This window comes from Streptomyces sp. NPDC093085 (assembly GCF_040683935.1).
Classification (GTDB): Bacteria; Actinomycetota; Actinomycetes; order Streptomycetales; family Streptomycetaceae; genus Streptomyces.
Genome location: NZ_JBFBFB010000005.1, coordinates 274,092 through 289,404, shown reverse-complemented (window position 1 = coordinate 289,404; position 15,313 = coordinate 274,092). Strand labels below are relative to the sequence as shown.

Sequence of the window (15,313 nt, the reverse complement as noted above, 5' to 3'; positions counted from 1 at the left end):
CCGGATCACCATCCGGACCACCACCTCCGGGATCAGCTCTGCGCCGCTATCGCCTTCAGGATCAGGGCGCGGGCCTCCGGTCCGTACACGGCCAGTTCCGTGAGCCGTGCGAACGCACGCAGGTAGATGTCCAGTTCGCCGGGGGCGGTGATGGTCACCTTCGCGGCGAGCAGTTCCACGTGGATACGTGCGTCGTCGAAGACGGTGAACTGCTCAAGCGGCCACATGACCGCCTCTCTGCCGGCCGCCGCCGGGACGATGCCGATCGACATGGACGGCAGGGACATCGCGGCGAGCAGACTGCCGAGCTGGCCGGCCATCACGTTCTCGTCGCCGACCCGGTGATGGAGGACGTTCTCTTCGATGAGCGTCGCGAAACGGTGGTCGCCCTCATGGACGACCCGGGCCCGGCGCATCCGGACCTCCACCGCCTCGCCGACATCGTCCGGCGTACCACGGAAGGCGGCGATCGTGCCCATGAGCGCCGTCGCGTAGCCGGGCGTCTGGAGATAACCAGGTATCACATGGGAGGCGTACACGCGGAACAGGCGGGTGCGTTCGTACAGCTTGGCGGAGCTCTCCGCCAGCCGCTTCATGCCCGTGCGCTGAACCCGCTTCCACTGGAGGTACAGGGCGTCGGCCTGGCGGTTGGCCGCTATCAGGTCGGCCGCCTGCCCGTCGTCGCCGCACGCCGCGCACCAGGCGCGGATGTCCGCGTCGGACGGGGCGGTGACCGCGTTCTCGATCCGCGAAGACTTGGCGACGGACCAGTCGCAGCGCGCGGCGAGCTCCTTGCCCGTGATGCCCGCGTCCAGGCGCAGCTCCCGCAGCCGGGCCGCGAGAGCCGTGCGTGCCTCCTGCACACCGGACGTGGGGAATGTCGGCACCGGTCTACTCGGCCTCGTACTGATCGTGCGGGACAGCCCGCTGCCAGACCCGCTCGAACGCGGCCGCGTGCCGGCCGACCACGGCGGGATCGTCGCACAACTCCTTGCCGGTCCATTCCCCGTCGCCGGAGAAGTGGTGGACGCGCATGAGACGCCCGTCGAAGATCCACAGATCGCTGCCGGGCAGCAGCAGATCCCACGCCTGGTGCCGGGGCAGCCATCTCACCTGCTCGCCGGCCTCCAGGTTGGCCCGGGTCTGGTAGTGCTCCCAGCGGATGTACGCGGTTGTCGGCTCGGATACGATCCGGGCGCGTCGGACCCGGACGCCGCGCGCGACGGCGTCCGCGATGTCCTGATGGAAGGGGCGCCACCACGCCGCGCGGTCGTCCCAGTCGACACGGCCGCCGTTCCGCCACGCCTCGAAGCGGGGGTTGCTGTAGTAGGCGTCCCGCATCTCCAGGTGGACCGCCGATGCCGAAGCGCCGGCGAGAAGCTCAGTGAACTCCGGGATCGAGCTCATCGCATGCCTTCCTGATGATCGGGATCATCCGCTTGGGGATCCTGATGATGGTCTCACCGGGCGGGATCGGCGCCCGCGCCGGAGACAGTGCCTCGCACGCCTCGGTGGTCTCGTCGTCCGCCTGGAAGCTCTGGAGGAGCAGATCTTCTGCCTGTTTGTCCACCCAGGCCGTGGGGCACCCGTCCTCGTCCGTCTCGGGGTCGATCCCGACGAAGTGAATCGTCATGGCGGCTGGCCTCCCGCGCTCGTCAGTTGCAGGGTTTTGCACCACTGTCGCGGCGCGCCGGCCACCCGGTCTCCCGCCGAGGTGCTGAAGGCCCTGGTCCTGCCGCAACTGGACCTCCTGGCCCCGGAGAAGGCGCGCGGTGCCGAGTGTGTCTGGTGCCCCGCACGGCTGTCCGGTGACGCCGTGGTCGATCTCGGCGGGCGCGAGTCCGGCAGGGGCTGGTGGGTCTTCCCCCGGGCCTGCCCGCCCTGCGCCGGTGTCGCCGCGCACCGCGCGCTGCTCGACCATCGCGGCCGGTGCGAGCAGTGCGTGGACGAGGCCGCCGAGTGCCCGGCCGGACACGGCCTCCACCGGCTCATCAGGGCCTGCCGAACCCGTCGGGCGGGCACCCGGTGAGCCCGGTGAGTTCCGTGAGCCCGGTGAGCCCCGTTACCTGGCGTCCGGTGGCCGGTCCGGGCGACCACCCGCCGCCCGGGCGATGAGATCCCGTACACCGGACCAGGGGTGCTCACCCTGGTGTACGGGACAGGGCGGGCCCCGGCCGTGCGTGGCCGGGGCCCGTTGACAGGGATGTTGACGGGGATGGGGACGCTCGGGTCAGGGGAAGAGGGGCCCGTCGAGTTGTTCGGTGGCGGGGCGGAGGGGCCAGAGGTCGCCTTCCGGGGGTGGTTGCAGGTGCGGGACGGCGGCTCGGGCGGCGCGGTCGCCCGCGTCGGCCGCCGCGTGGACGATGTCCGTGGCCGCGTAGCGGTGGAACTCCAGCTCGGGGTGGGGCCAGGGGGCCGCGCCGGTGGCCGCCGGGAGCAGGGTGCCGACCGCCTTGCGCAGGCTCTGGCCCCGGGGGCCCTCGTACGCCCAGAGGTCGACGCCGACCTGCCTGCCGATCGCGGCGAGGCGTGCGTACGCGACCAGGTTGAAGGTCGAGTAGTGCCAGCTCCGGGTACGGGCCAGCTCCTGGGGCTGGCTGCCGTCGGACGCGATCTGCACGTCGATCCGCCCCGCGCGCGCGTCGAGGACGGTACGGCGCGCGAGCGCCCGGTCGCCGGTGGCCAGGGCGAGCGCGGCGACCTGCATGTCCATGAAGGTCCCGTGGTTGTTCTCGGCGGCGGACTCCTCCTTGCCGAACGGCGAGTCGACCAGCCACTCCAGGAACTCCCGGTTCCACGCCCGCATCCCGGCCCGGTCGCTCCTCGTCCACCCCGGGGCACCGGCGTCCAGGAGGGCGATCGCGTCCAACGCGCTGGTGAACTGCTGGGAGAAGTCGATGATCCCGATGGCCCGGCCGTCGTACTTGCACGGGATGAACTGCCCGTGATTCAGGTTCGGGTTCATCCGGGTGGCCGGGGCCACGAACCAGGTGCGCAGGATCTCGGCGGCATGCTCCGCGTACCGCTGCCGTCCGGTGTAGTACCAGGCGAGGCTGAGCGTCGTCGCCGAGGTCACGACCCGGCTGAGGTCCCCCCGGTCGGTGCCGGTGTCGATCTCCGGGTTGCGCTCACCGTCGCGCGAGACGTACGGGCACCCCCAGGGGTTCTCCTCGGTCTTCGGCTGCGAGGGCCACCAGTACGGGGCCTGGCTCAGATAGTCGTGCGGGTCACCGCTGGGCGCGGGCCGCGGCTTGTCGACCACGGTCCACGGGCCCCGCCCGAGCCAGGAGTCCGCCTGCGCGGTGAGCGTGGCGACGGCGCGCCGGAGCCCCGGGTCACCGTGGGCGACGGCGGTACGGGTCCGCCGCATCCGCTCGCCGTCGATCACGACGGTGGCGGGGGCCGCCGCCCGCGTTCCGTCACCGGGTGCCGCGGCGGCGGCGGGCGGGGGGAGGGTGGTGAGGGTGAGGGTCAGGGCGAGGACCAGGGTGAGGACTACGGCGAGGGGCGACGCGAGGACCAGAGCGAGGACCGGCGACCGGAAGGACGGCGGCCGGAAGAGGGTTGTCGTGCGTGGGTGAGGAGTGCCGTGCATCGAACGCTCCCATCATGTATATGAACACGATTCACGAACGAGACCGTGCGAGCGTAGGGGCAGGGCATGCTCCTGACAACCTGGCCGTGGGATGTGGGATGGAGGATGTGCTCCATGAGCGATGGAGACTTCGAGGTGGACGTTGTCCGGGTGTTCGTGGGCGCGGACGGCGCCGGAGGGAGCCCGCTGGGGGTCGTGTACGACGGGGGTACGGTGCCCGGGCGCCCGGCACGGCAGGAGGTGGCGCGCCGGCTCGGCTACTCCGAGACCGTGTTCGTGGACGACGCCGCCCGGGGCGAGGTGGACATCTACACCCCGAGCGTACGGCTCCCCTTCGCCGGCTACCCCCTGATCGGCACCGCCTGGCTGCTGCGGCGGCGCGGGGCCCCGGTGGAGGTGCTGCGGACGGTGGCGGGGGAGGTGGCCACCTGGGTGGAGGGGGCCGGGGGAGTCGAGGAGGGTGCGGGGGAGTTCACCTGGATCCGGGGGCGGCCGGAGTGGGTGGCGGGCAAGCGTACGCGGCGGTACGGGTCCCCCGAGGAGGTCGACGCGCTGCCCGCCCCGCCGCCGGGCGAGGGCTGGCTGTACGCCTGGGCCTGGGCCGACGAGACCGCGGGCACCGTACGCGCACGGGGCTTCCCCCGGCGCGGCGACGCCATCGCGGAGGACGAGGCGACCGGCGCCGCGGCGCTGCTGCTCGCCGGGGAACTCGGCCGTGACCTGCGGATCCGTCAGGGCGCGGGCTCCGAGATCCTGGTCCGGGCCGCCGCCGGGGGATGGGTCGAGGTCGGCGGGCGCGTCGTGGCGGACGCCGGAGCCGGAGCCGGAACCGAAGCCGGAGCCGAAGCCAACGTCGAAAGTGACGGAGGGTCAGTGCTCAGAGAGGGAGCGTGATGCAGATGCTCTTGCCGCCGCCGTCGCCGTCCTCGTGGACGACCGCCGTGCCCGCGAGACCGGCCGTGAGTTCCATGACGGTGGCCAGCCCCTTCGCCCCGTCCCGGACGGTGGCCGCCGCCGGAGGGGCCGGGAGGTGCGGGCGGTAGGGGTGGCGGTCGTGGACCGCGAAGACGAGGGTGTCGTGGCCGGCCGCGTAACTGACGGTCACGTTGGGGGAGAGCGCGGCGGCGTGCCGGACGCTGTTGGTGACCAGTTCGCTCAGGATCAGCAGCGCCGGGTCGACTGCCGGGTGGCGCGGGCTGATGCCCCACTCGGCGAGGAGCTGCTGCGTGGTCTCGCGCGCCGTCCGTACGGCCGCGGGCATGGCCGGCAGGGTCAGCACATGCCGGTGCGGCAGCGGTGCGATGCGGCGGCTCACCGCGCCGGGACCTCGGCTTCCCGCAGCTCCTGGAGGAGTTGGTGCTGCCCGGCCAGCAGTTCGGTCAGGATCCGCCGCGCCGAGCGCAGGAGTTCGGCGACATCCCCGCCGGCCAGCTCGTAGACGACGGTCGCCCCCTCGCGGCTGGAGGTGACGATCCCGGAGCGGCGCAGCACGGCCAATTGCTGGGAGAGCGCGGAGGGTTCGATCTCGATCGCGGCGAGCAGCTCCCGTACCGGCATCGGGCCGTCCTGGAGCAGCTCCAGGACCCGGATGCGCACCGGATGCCCGAGCATCCGGAAGAACTCGGCCTTCGCCTCGTACAGCGGTACTCCCACGGAACCCTCGCCCTCCCTTCAGCCGCACTGCCCTCACGGCAGCGGACACAGCCCGTACAGCATGTAGGCAATTGCAGAACTTTGCAATTCCTGGGGACGCTGTACGGGCTTTCGAGTCCGGGGCAGGTGAGGGCGCCGGCGGGGAGTGCGGGGGGATGCGGGGGACTGCGGGGGTGCTGAAGGGGTGCTGAAGGGGCGCTCTCAGTCGTCGGACTCAGTCGTCGGACTCGTGCGTCGGACTCGTGCGTCCGACTCGTGCGTCCGACTCAGCCGTCCGACTCAGCCGTCCGACTCAGTCGTCGGACTTCTTCTCCTGGAGCCCGCCGAGGAAGTCCTTCGCCTTGTCGACCCCGGTGTCGAGGTGCTCGCTGTACTTGCCGTCGGTCTTGTCGTCGATGACGTCGGCGACCTTCTCCAGACCGGTCCCGATCACCTCGCCGTGCTCGCTCGCGAGATCCGTGGCCTTGTTCTTCAGGTCCTTCAACGCGTCAAACATGGGGGCGTCCTCCGGTGTGAGCTGCCCAAAGCAATGGTCAACACTGGATCATATCGGCCCCGGTGCGGGTGAGTGGGGTGTATGGCCGGGATGCGATCCCGAACGGCTCACCGGGGCCCTGGGGGCAGGCGTTCCGGCGCTGGGCGGCGGAGAACTCGGCCGCCCTCACCTGACGGTGAGCCCGCCGTCGACGGTGAGGATGGTGCCGGTCGTCCACTCCGCCGAGGCCAGATACGCGGCAGCGGCGGCGATGTCGTCGGCGGTGCCCAGGCGCCCCAGGGGATAGGTGTGCTCGACGCGCCGGTCATGGGCCGCGCGCTGCTCGGCCGTCATGGGGGCGAGGTAGGCGCGTTCGTACGTGGGGGTGCGGACCGCGCCGGGGGCGATGGCGTTCACGCGGACTCTCTGCGGGCCCAGTTCGTTGGCGAGGGCCAGAGTCATGGAGTTGAGCGCTCCACGGGTGGCGGAATACGCGGCCGAGTGGCGTCCCTCGGTCATCTTGTGGGCCCAGTAACTGCTGATGTTGATGATGTTCCCGCGCGCGTTCAGGAGGGCGGGCAGCAGCTCCCGGCTCAGCAGCAGTGGCACCTGGACGTTCAGGTGCCACATGGTGTTCATCGCGTCGGCGGTGGTCTCGGCCAGCGAGGCGAAATGGGCGGTGCCGACGTTGTTGACCAGGGTGTCGACCCGGTCGGTCACCGCTCCGACCTGCGCGGCGATACGGGCGGGGGCGTCGGGCGCGGAGAGGTCGGCCGGGACCGTCCGTACGGCGGTGCCGTGACGCGCCAGTTCCCCGGCGGCGGCCCGGAGTCTGTCGGCGTTACGGGCGATGAGGACCAGGTCGGCGCCGTCGCGGGCCAAGGCGTCGGCGATGGCCAGACCCAGGCCCTCGCTGCCGCCGGTGACGACGGCGGTTCCGGTGGTCCCGGTGGTCCCGGTGGTTCTGGTGGTGGCGTTCGGGGGTGCCATGTTCCCCACCTCTCCTCTCCTCGCGTCCTCGCGAGAGCTTCAACGAGAGCTAAGCGGACAGGGTGTGTCCGTTTCTGTCTCTCGGAGTGTACCCGGAAGCGGACAGGTGTTGTCCGCTTCCGGGTAGGGTGAGGGCATGAAGGCCGAGCGCGAGGGTGAGGGTGAGGGCGTGCGTGCAGGTGTGCGTGCGGAGGCGGAGGCGGCGACGTCCGTGACGACGGCGACGTCCGTGACGGCGACACCGGCGGCGCCCCTCCGCGTCGACGCGCGGCGCAACGCCGCTCGCGTCCTCGCGGCGGCGCGCCGCGCCGTCGCGACGCACGGACTCGGCGTGAGCTACCACGAGATCGCGCGGGAGGCCGGTGTCGGCGTGGGCACCGTCTACCGCCGCTACCCCGAACGCGACCAGCTCATGGCGGCCGTACTGGGCGACATCCTCACCGAACTGACCGCCACCGCGCACCAGGCCCTGGAGTGCGACGACGCCTGGGAGGGCTTCGCCCTCCTGTTCACCGGCCTGGCCACGCGCACCGCGCAGAACGCGGGCCTCTCCGGCCTCCTCGGCGAACACGGCGGCCCCGCCATCGCCGAGCAGCGCGGGGAACTCCTCGCCCTCACCCGGAGGGTCATCACCGGCGCCCAGGACAGGGGGGTGCTGCGCCGGGATCTCGCCTGGCAGGACGTGCTGCGGATGACGGGGGTGGTGGCGGTGGCGGCGGCGGTACCGGGCTGCGTACTGGGACTTGAGGCCGATCCCGCACGGGACGACCGTGACCGCCACGACGACCACAGCCCTGTGCTGACCGTCCTTCTCGACGGTCTCCGGGCGCCCGGCGGCTGACGCCACCGTTCCGGGTACCCGTGGGGACGGCTGCCCCCGGCCGTCACCGGCCGACGGACCGGCTGTCACCCGCTGACGGACCGGTTGTCACCGGCTGACCGATCGGCTGCCCCCGGCTGACCGGCCGGCTGCCCCGGAACTCACGCGGGCGCGGCCGTCGTACCGCGTACGACCAGGTGCGGGGTGAGGACGACTTCCCGGGGCTCGGTACGGCCGTGGTCGAGGCGTTCGACGGCGGCGGTCACCGCGTGCCGGGCCTGCTCCCGGGCGTTCTGGCTGACGGTGGTCAGGTTGAAGCTGCTCAGCCGGGAGAGCTTGTCGTCGTCGTACCCGGCCACGGACACGGCGCCGGGGACGGCGAGACCCGCGCGCGCGAGGGCGGTGAGGACGCCGATGGCGCACTGGTCGTTGAACGCGACGATCGCGGTGGGCAGCCGGGGGCTGTCGAGGACCTGCTCGGGGCCGTTGGGGACCTGCCGAGGGCCGTTGGGGACCTGCCGGGGGCTGTTGAGGACCTGGCGGACGGCGCGTTCACCGGACGCCTCGGTCTTGTCGCCCGCCAGGATCCGGATGTGCTCGCCGAGGCCGTGGCGGCGCATGGCCGTACGGTAGCCACGGCGCCGGTCGGCGGCGATGCCCCCCTTGCCGCCGTCGACGTACGCGATCTCGCGGTGCCCGAGCCCCACGAGGTGACCGACGATCTGGCCCACGCCGTCGTCGTCCGCCGTACGGACGACATCCAGCGCGGCGGCGTCGGAGATCCGGCGGCCGACCGCGATGACGGGGGCTCTGCCGTCGAGCGCGGCGAGCGCGTCGGCGGCCATGGTCGGACCGAGCAGGATGAGCGCCTCGCTGCGGAAGGCCAGCAGGGTCTCCACCGCGACCTCTTCGCCCCGGGTGCGGGTGAGGGTGCTCAGGACGAGGTCGTAGCCGACCTCCTCGGCCGCGCTGTGCAGATGCTCGACCAGGTCGGCGTGGAACGGGCTGTGGATGTCGACCATGACCCCGAGCAGCCGGCTGCGCCTGCTGGCGAGCGTGCTGGCGGTGCGGTCGACGCGGTAGCCGAGGTCGGCCGCGGCCCGCAGCACCCGCTGCCGGGTCCGCTCGCTCGGCCCCGGCACGCCACGGAGCACCAGCGAGACCGAGGCCGTGGAGACACCCACGCGGGCGGCGACGTCTTCCAGCCGGGGCCGCTTCGGCGCCCCGTTCCGGGGCTTTCGGTACGCGGCCCCGCTTGCGCCGCCCCCGTCCGTCCCGGCTTCGCCCGTCTCCGCCTCGCCCGTCCCGGCTCCGCCCATGCCTGCCTCCCCGGGGCACATCGCCTCGTACGACACCCTTGACACTCCCACGAGACGGGGCCGATAGTACCAGGACTTAAAGCGCTTGAAATTGTCCTGTTGTTCTAATGATCCAACTCGGGGACGCTCCCTTCATCCCCCTCCCCCTCCCCCACCCGTCCTCCCTCTCCCTCCCGTTGCACAGCGAGGTGCATACGCCATGAACCGCACACCCCTGGCCATAACCGCCGTGGCCGCTGTCGCCGCCCTGACCCTGGCGGGCTGTTCCAGCGCCCAGGGCGGGAAGAAGGCCGAGGAAACCGCGGGCGACGTCTCCGCAGGCAAGGCCGGCACCCCCCGTATGACGGTCGCGATGGTCACCCACGCCCCCGCCGGGGACACGTTCTGGGACACCATCCGCAAGGGCGCCCAAGCCGCTGCCGCCAAGGACAACATCGAGCTGATCTACTCCAGCGACGAGAACGCGGGCGACCAGGCGAACCTGGTGCAGAACGCGATCGACCAGAAGGTCGACGGCATCGCCGTCACCCTCGCCAAGCCCGACGCCCTGAAGGCGGTGGTCGCCAAGGCGGAGAAGGCCGGGATCCCGGTCGTCGGCCTCAACGCCGGCCTGGACGAGTGGAAGGGGCAGGGCCTGCTGTCGTTCTTCGGCCAGGACGAGTCGGTCTCCGGACAGGCGCTGGGCACCAAGCTCAACGGCACCGGTGCCGAGCACACCCTCTGTGTCATCCAGACCCAGGGGGACGTCAACCTCGAACAGCGGTGCGCCGGCGTGAAGAAGGGGTTCGGCGGCACGACCGACACCCTCTACGTCAACGGCACCGACATGCCGTCGGTGAAGTCGACCATCACGGCCAAACTCAAGCAGGACCCCTCCATCGACGAAGTCGTCACGCTCGGCGCCCCGTTCGCGCTGACGGCCGTGGAGTCGGTGGCGGAGGCGGGCGGAAAGGCGAAGGTGGCCACCTTCGACCTCAACAAGGAACTCGTCTCCGGGATCAAGAGCGGCGCCATCCAGTTCGCCGTCGACCAGCAGCCCTACCTCCAGGGATACCTCGCCGTCGACGCGCTGTGGCTGTACCGGACCAACGGCAACTTCAGCGGCGGCGGCGAGCAGCCCGTGCTGACCGGCCCGGCCTTCGTCGACAAGTCCAACGTCGCCCGGATCGCGGAGTTCGCGGTGAAGGGCACGCGCTGACGAGGGCGACCAGTACGCCCGTACGCCCTGCACCAGTACGGCCGTACGCCCCGCAACAGCGAGCTCGTACCCCCCGCACCAGTACGCCCGTACCTCCGTACGCCCGTACTTCCCGTACCTCCGTACGCCCGTACTTCCCGTGCCTCCGTACGCCCGTACTTCCCGTACCTCCGTACGCCCGTACTTCCCGTACCTCCGTACGCCCGTACACGGCCTGATCCCCCGACCCCCGAAAGGCACCGCCATGAGCGCATCCAGCGCATCCAGCACGCCCGCCACCTCCACCACCTCCACCGCACCCGCCAAGCCCCTCTCCGTCGCGGTGATCGGGGCCGGTATGGCCGGCCGCAGCCATGCCGCCGGATACCGCAACGTCAACACCGTCTTCGGGGCCGGGCTGCCGCCGGTGCGGCTGGCCGCGATCGCCGACGCCAACATCGCGCTCGGTGAGGACGCCGCCCGCCGCTACGGCTTCGAGAAGGCGCTGCCGAGCTGGGAGGCGGTCGCCGAGGACCCGACGATCGACGCCGTCAGCATCGTCGTCGGCAACGCGCTGCACCGGCCGATCGCCGAGGCCCTGGTCGCCGCGGGCAAGCACGTCCTCTGCGAGAAGCCGCTCGCCGGATCCCTCGAAGACGCCCGGGCCATGGCCGAGTTGGAGCGGGGCGCCGACACCGTGACGGCCGTCGGCTACACCTTCCGGCGGGCCCCGGCCATCGCCGCGATCCGCGAGCACGTACACCGTGGCGAGCTGGGCGCCCTCACCCTGTTCGGCGGCCGGTACTGGTGCGACTACGCGACCGACCCGAAGTCGCCGCTGAGCTGGCGTTTCAAGGGCGGTCCCGGCTCCGGTGCGCTCGGTGACGTCGGCTCCCACATCATCGACGCCGCCGAGTACGTCGCCGGGCCCATCGTCTCGGTGTCCGGAGCGTCGCTGTCGACGCAGATCGCCAAGCGCCCGCTGCCGCTGGGCGCGGTCGTCGGGCACAACGCGGCGCCCGTCTCCGACGAGTACGGCGAGGTCGAGAACGAGGACACCGCCTCCTTCACCGCCCGCTTCGCGTCGGGCCTCGTCGGTACGTTCTCGGTGACGCGCACCGGGTTCGGGCTGCCGAACGGGCTCGCCTTCGATGTGCTGGGCGTGGCCGGGCGGGCCGCCTTCGACCAGCACCGGCCCGCCGAATACCTCTTCGACGACGCCCAGCCGGAGGCCCGCACGCGCGGCGCCCGTCAGCTCATCGCCGGTCCGGACCTGCCGTACTTCGCTGGCGGTGTCCCGATGGAGGCACCCGGGGTCGGTGCCGCCAACGCCGACAACTTCGTCTACCAGGCGCGCGCCTTCCTCGACCAGGTCGCGGGCGCCGCCGATCCGCTGCCGCCCTGCGCCACCTTCGCCGACGCCCTGCGGACCATGGAGATCATCCAGGCCGTCGTCGACTCGTCGCGGCGGAACGGCGCCGCCGTAACGGTCCCGCCCACCGCCTGACCCCCTCGCACCCCGCCCCCACCGAGCTCACCCCCACCGAGCTCACCTCCACCGGCCTCACCCCCCACCCGCCTCAACCCCACCGAAGCCCACCCCAACCAACCCACCCCAACCAACCCACCCCAACCCAACCGACCGGCCACCGAAGGGAAGACCCGGCCCCATGTCACTCAAGCTCGGCGCCTACACCGCCTGTCTCCACGACCGCACCCTCACCGAGGCACTCGACATCCTCAAGGCGAACGGGCTGACCTCCGTGGAGGTCAACACCGGCGGCTTCATCCCCTCCCCGCACTGCCCGGTCGACCTGCTGCTGTCCTCCGCCACGGCCCGCGAGGAGTACCTCGCCGTCTTCGCCGACCGGGGGATGGAGCTGACCGGCCTGAACTGCAACGGCAACCCGCTCAACCCGCTCCCGGGCGTCGGCCCGAAGCACGCCGACGACCTGCGCCGGACCATCCGGCTGGCCGGCCTGCTCGGGGTGAGGCACGTCGTCACCATGTCCGGCACCCCGGGCTCGGACCCCGGTGCCGCGTACCCCTCCTGGGTCGTCAACCCCTGGGACGGCGTCTACCTGGACGTCCTCGACTACCAGTGGGGCGTCGCCGTCGCGTTCTGGAAGGAGATCGACGCCCTCGCCCGGGAGAACGGCGTCCGGGTCGCCATCGAGATGCACCCGCACAACGTCGTCTTCTCGCCCGTCACCCTCAAGAGGCTGGTCGACGAGGGCGCCCTGACCAACGTCGGCGCCGAGATGGACCCCTCCCATCTGATGTGGCAGGGCATGGACATCGTCGCCTCCGTCAAGTGGCTCGGCCCGCTGGTCTTCCACGCCGCCGCGAAGGACGCCACGCTCTGCCCCGGCGTCGACATCCGCGGCGTACTGGACACCTCGTTCACGCGGGTGCCCGCCGACGCCGAGGGCAAGGTGCCCACGGGGTACGGCTTCTGGTGCGGCGCCTGGCCGGAGAACCCCGCCTGGAAGTTCGTCGCCGTCGGCCTCGGCAACGGCATCCCCTTCTGGACGGAGTTCCTGCGCGCCCTCGCCGAGATCGACCCCGACATGGCCGTCAACATCGAGCACGAGGACGCGGCGTACTCGCAGACCGAGGGCCTGGCCCTGGCCGCGAAGAACCTGCACACCGCTGCCTCCGCCCTCTGACCCGACGCCGAACACCTCCGACCCGTCGCCGAACACCTCCGACCCGTCGCCGAACACCTCCGACCCGTCGCTGAACGCCTCGGGCCCGGCTCCGGAAGGACCGGGCCCGAGCCACTCCCACCCCGCCCGCTCCCGTCAGGCCGGCAGGCCCCGCATCGCGATCCGTACCGCTTCGAGCAGCGTGTCCGGGAGGTCGGCGTGGCGGGCCTCCGGGGGCGTCCACGCGTACTCGCGCAGCGCGAGCTGGAGCGCCGAGAGCAACATCCCCGCCTGCACCGTCGCGTCCAGGTCGGGCCGCGAACGCCCCGCGCGCGCCGCGATCGCGCTCGCGACCAGCGGCAGCGCCGCGAAGCTCTCGCGGAGCCAGACCGCGTGCACGACGGGTTCGTCGCGCGCCAGCCGCAGCGCGTCGAGCGCGGCGTCCAGCCGCTCCGCGCCGTCGCTGCCCGCCGGCACCAGCCAGTTGCCGCCGTCGCCGCCCTCGGTCCCGAAGGTCTCGTACGCGTCGAACGCGTCGATCAGCGGACGGTCCATCGACCAGGAGTCCATCCGCCGGGCGATCCGCTCCGTGGCGTACGAGAAGAGCGGCACGAGGCAGTCCTCCTTGGCCGCGAAGCGGTCCCACAGCAGGCTGGTCGGTATCCCGGCCGCGTCCGCTATGTCGGTGAGGGAGGTACGTTCCACCCCCTTGGCGGCGAAGACCGCGGTGGCGGTGCGGGCGATCTCCAGCTCCAGCCGGTGTCCGGCCCGTACGGGCGCCGGCTGCTGCATCGTCGCTGTGCGACCCGCGTTCATGCTGTCACTCCATTATCCGATGTTCCGGGTATCCGACTTACCGAGAACCACAAGGTCATAAGATCGTTCAGGGTAGTCGGAGTTGGCGATCCGTCAGGACATCCTTTTCCCCTCCGCTTCCTCCACTTCCTCTGTTTCTTCTGCTTCTTCTTCCTCCGCTTCCTCCGTTTTTCCCGGCCCCGCGCGTCAGCGGATAGCAGCCGAGGCCGATGACCACGGCCGCGAAGTGCCCCAGATCGGTGAAACTCCGCCCGATGACCAGCGGCGTACCGAAGAAGATCAGGACCGCGCCGAGATACGGCAGGTGCCAGGGGCGCGGAATCCGGTACGTGAGGACGGCGGCCACCCCGGCCAGCGCGTAACTCACCCCGATGTCCAGCGTGTCGACCGCCGCCTGCGGCGCGTGCCCGGTCCGTACCGCCCAGGCCAGCACCCCCTCGCTGATCAGCGTCGCGCCGACATGCGCGAGCACGACGACCCCGAGCCAGCGCGGCGTCCCGAGCCACCGCTCGGCCGGGGCGTGGAAGACGGTGTAGAGGACGGCATACGGCAGCCAGGTGCCGCCGTCGATCCAGAACGCGCTGGAGACGAGGACGCGCAGCGGGTCCGTGGACAGCTCGTGGATATTGGTGGAGCGCTGGCGCAGGAAGTGCTCCTCGAACGCGGGCGACATCCGGTGCAGCGCGACAGTCGTGACGAAGAGCGCGGCCAGCCAGAGATAGGTGCCCGGAGCACGGCCGACCCAGGCGCGGACCGTACGGAGCAGGTGGACCCTGTGGAGGAAGCGGCGCATGGGGCGATTCACCCACGGTCCTAGGATCGGAGCCGTGATCGACATTCCGAGGGAGTTCGCGCGTACCCGGTCGAACGAGAACGACCCCGGCGGCCGGGCCTTCCTCGCGGCCCTGCCGGCCCGCGCGGCGGACCTGCTGGACCGCTGGGAGCTGCGGGTCGACGGCCCTTCGCTGAGCGGCAGATGCGCGCTGGTGCTCCCGGTGGAGGACGCGACGGGCACCCCCGCGATGCTCAAGCTCCAGGAGGTGGACGAGGAGACCACCGGAGAACCGCTGGCCCTCCGCGCCTGGGCCGGCCAGGGCGCCGTACGCCTCCTCCGCTACGAAACGGAAGCGCCCCCCGAGACAGACACGCCCCCCGCACAGAAAACGAGCCCCACACAGAACAGGAACCCCGCCCCCACCGCCGCCCTCACTTCCGCTGCGGCCCCCGCCCCCGCCATAGCCGCCCTCCTCCTGGAACGTCTGCGCCCCCGCGACCTGAACGCCCTGGAGCCGCGCGCCGCCCTCCCCGTCCTCGCCGGGCTCCTCGCGCGGCTCGGCGCGGTGCCCGCCCCGGCCGGGCTGCGCGGTCTCGGAGACATCGCCCGGCGTCTGCTGGCCGAGACCCCGGCCCGCGCGGCGGCCGTACCGCCGGGCCCCGAGCGGCGGCTGCTCCTGACCTGCGCGGCGGCGCTGCGGGAGGTCGCGGACGACCCGGGGGAACGGCTGCTCCACTGGGACCTGCACTTCGAGAACGTCCTCGCGGCCGACCGCGCCCCCTGGCTGGCCATCGACCCGAAACCCCTCGCGGGCCACCCGGGCTTCGAACTCCTCCCCGCACTGCGCAACCGCTTCGACCCCGACGACACCCTCTGGCGCTTCGACCTGATGACGGAGACCCTGGCCCTGGACCGGGAAGCGGCCAGAGCCTGGACCCTGGGCCGCGTCCTCCAGAACCTCCTCTGGCGCCTACGCGACAAGAACGCCGGGGCCGTACAACTCCCCGTGGAGACATCCATCGCCCAAGCCCTGCTGGCGCGCTGA

The 15,313-nt window shown here is 71.9% G+C and carries 18 protein-coding genes; 7 read left to right on the top strand and 11 right to left on the bottom strand.

All coding sequences use genetic code 11. The features are described 5' to 3' along the window. Nucleotides 1–32: 32 nt before the first annotated feature. The 3 genes from AB0O07_RS17815 to AB0O07_RS17805 are packed head-to-tail and all read right to left on the bottom strand — an operon-like array spanning nucleotide 33 to nucleotide 1,633. Nucleotides 33–887 carry a helix-turn-helix transcriptional regulator gene (locus AB0O07_RS17815; RefSeq protein ID WP_365633793.1) on the bottom strand — a complete coding sequence of 285 codons (855 nt, stop codon included), beginning with the start codon at nucleotides 885–887 and terminating at the stop codon, nucleotides 33–35. Between the two features lie 4 nt (nucleotides 888–891). Further along, the gene (locus AB0O07_RS17810; protein ID WP_365633790.1) at nucleotides 892–1,407 is read right to left on the bottom strand and encodes a DUF6879 family protein; all 516 of its coding nucleotides are present in this window, start codon (nucleotides 1,405–1,407) and stop codon (nucleotides 892–894) included. Beyond that, complete coding sequence (locus AB0O07_RS17805) at nucleotides 1,382–1,633, bottom strand: hypothetical protein (protein ID WP_365633787.1); 252 nt, start codon at nucleotides 1,631–1,633, stop codon at nucleotides 1,382–1,384. Before AB0O07_RS17805 ends, AB0O07_RS17810 begins: the two co-directional genes overlap by 26 nt. 81 nt (nucleotides 1,634–1,714) lie before the next feature. On the opposite strand from AB0O07_RS17805, the gene AB0O07_RS17800 reads away from it, so the two are divergent. After that, the gene (locus AB0O07_RS17800; protein ID WP_365633784.1) at nucleotides 1,715–2,029 is read left to right on the top strand and encodes a hypothetical protein; all 315 of its coding nucleotides are present in this window, start codon (nucleotides 1,715–1,717) and stop codon (nucleotides 2,027–2,029) included. 201 nt (nucleotides 2,030–2,230) lie between these two features. On the opposite strand, the gene AB0O07_RS17795 is transcribed toward AB0O07_RS17800, so the two are convergent. Then, a complete protein-coding gene (locus tag AB0O07_RS17795) occupies nucleotides 2,231–3,595 on the bottom strand; it encodes an alginate lyase family protein (RefSeq protein ID WP_365633781.1) in 1,365 nt (454 codons plus the stop codon). 114 nt (nucleotides 3,596–3,709) lie between these two features. Between AB0O07_RS17795 and AB0O07_RS17790 the strand changes: the two genes are divergently transcribed. After that, nucleotides 3,710–4,489 (top strand): PhzF family phenazine biosynthesis protein, encoded by a 780-nt coding sequence (locus AB0O07_RS17790; protein ID WP_365633778.1) that lies wholly within the window; start codon nucleotides 3,710–3,712, stop codon nucleotides 4,487–4,489. Here the strand turns inward: AB0O07_RS17790 and AB0O07_RS17785 are convergent. The 4 genes from AB0O07_RS17785 to AB0O07_RS17770 form a co-directional block, all read right to left on the bottom strand. Then, nucleotides 4,473–4,910, bottom strand: coding sequence for an ATP-binding protein (locus tag AB0O07_RS17785; protein WP_365633775.1), 438 nt, complete (start codon nucleotides 4,908–4,910; stop codon nucleotides 4,473–4,475). The two genes, AB0O07_RS17790 and AB0O07_RS17785, sit on opposite strands and share 17 nt — an antisense overlap. Beyond that, nucleotides 4,907–5,248 (bottom strand): metalloregulator ArsR/SmtB family transcription factor, encoded by a 342-nt coding sequence (locus AB0O07_RS17780; RefSeq protein WP_365633772.1) that lies wholly within the window; start codon nucleotides 5,246–5,248, stop codon nucleotides 4,907–4,909. The genes AB0O07_RS17785 and AB0O07_RS17780 overlap by 4 nt, the downstream gene beginning before the upstream one ends. 292 nt (nucleotides 5,249–5,540) lie before the next feature. Continuing rightward, nucleotides 5,541–5,744, bottom strand: a complete 204-nt coding sequence (locus AB0O07_RS17775) for an antitoxin (RefSeq protein ID WP_365633769.1) — start codon at nucleotides 5,742–5,744, stop codon at nucleotides 5,541–5,543. Nucleotides 5,745–5,909: 165 nt separating this feature from the next. Then, nucleotides 5,910–6,713 carry an SDR family oxidoreductase gene (locus AB0O07_RS17770; protein WP_365633766.1) on the bottom strand — a complete coding sequence of 268 codons (804 nt, stop codon included), beginning with the start codon at nucleotides 6,711–6,713 and terminating at the stop codon, nucleotides 5,910–5,912. Between the two features lie 169 nt (nucleotides 6,714–6,882). Here AB0O07_RS17770 and AB0O07_RS17765 point away from each other — a divergent pair, with 169 nt between their 5' ends. Further along, nucleotides 6,883–7,554 carry a TetR/AcrR family transcriptional regulator gene (locus AB0O07_RS17765; protein ID WP_365633762.1) on the top strand — a complete coding sequence of 224 codons (672 nt, stop codon included), beginning with the start codon at nucleotides 6,883–6,885 and terminating at the stop codon, nucleotides 7,552–7,554. Nucleotides 7,555–7,694: 140 nt separating this feature from the next. On the opposite strand, the gene AB0O07_RS17760 is transcribed toward AB0O07_RS17765, so the two are convergent. Further along, nucleotides 7,695–8,852 (bottom strand): LacI family DNA-binding transcriptional regulator, encoded by a 1,158-nt coding sequence (locus AB0O07_RS17760; protein ID WP_365633759.1) that lies wholly within the window; start codon nucleotides 8,850–8,852, stop codon nucleotides 7,695–7,697. 199 nt (nucleotides 8,853–9,051) lie between these two features. Between AB0O07_RS17760 and AB0O07_RS17755 the strand changes: the two genes are divergently transcribed. From AB0O07_RS17755 to AB0O07_RS17745, 3 genes are all read left to right on the top strand, one after another. Continuing rightward, nucleotides 9,052–10,050 (top strand): substrate-binding domain-containing protein, encoded by a 999-nt coding sequence (locus AB0O07_RS17755; RefSeq protein ID WP_365633757.1) that lies wholly within the window; start codon nucleotides 9,052–9,054, stop codon nucleotides 10,048–10,050. A gap of 244 nt (nucleotides 10,051–10,294) precedes the next feature. Next, entirely contained in the window at nucleotides 10,295–11,536 is a 1,242-nt protein-coding gene (locus AB0O07_RS17750) for a Gfo/Idh/MocA family oxidoreductase (protein ID WP_365633754.1), read from the top strand. Nucleotides 11,537–11,699: 163 nt separating this feature from the next. After that, nucleotides 11,700–12,698, top strand: coding sequence for a sugar phosphate isomerase/epimerase (locus AB0O07_RS17745; RefSeq protein WP_365633752.1), 999 nt, complete (start codon nucleotides 11,700–11,702; stop codon nucleotides 12,696–12,698). Between the two features lie 135 nt (nucleotides 12,699–12,833). Here AB0O07_RS17745 and AB0O07_RS17740 read toward each other — a convergent pair whose 3' ends face one another. Continuing rightward, nucleotides 12,834–13,493, bottom strand: coding sequence for a helix-turn-helix domain-containing protein (locus tag AB0O07_RS17740; protein ID WP_365633749.1), 660 nt, complete (start codon nucleotides 13,491–13,493; stop codon nucleotides 12,834–12,836). A 67-nt stretch (nucleotides 13,494–13,560) separates the two neighbouring features. Beyond that, complete coding sequence (locus AB0O07_RS17735; RefSeq protein WP_365634274.1) at nucleotides 13,561–14,286, bottom strand: rhomboid-like protein; 726 nt, start codon at nucleotides 14,284–14,286, stop codon at nucleotides 13,561–13,563. A gap of 34 nt (nucleotides 14,287–14,320) precedes the next feature. On the opposite strand from AB0O07_RS17735, the gene AB0O07_RS17730 reads away from it, so the two are divergent. After that, on the top strand, nucleotides 14,321–15,313 hold the full coding sequence (locus AB0O07_RS17730) for an aminoglycoside phosphotransferase family protein (protein ID WP_365633745.1): 993 nt from the start codon (nucleotides 14,321–14,323) through the stop codon (nucleotides 15,311–15,313).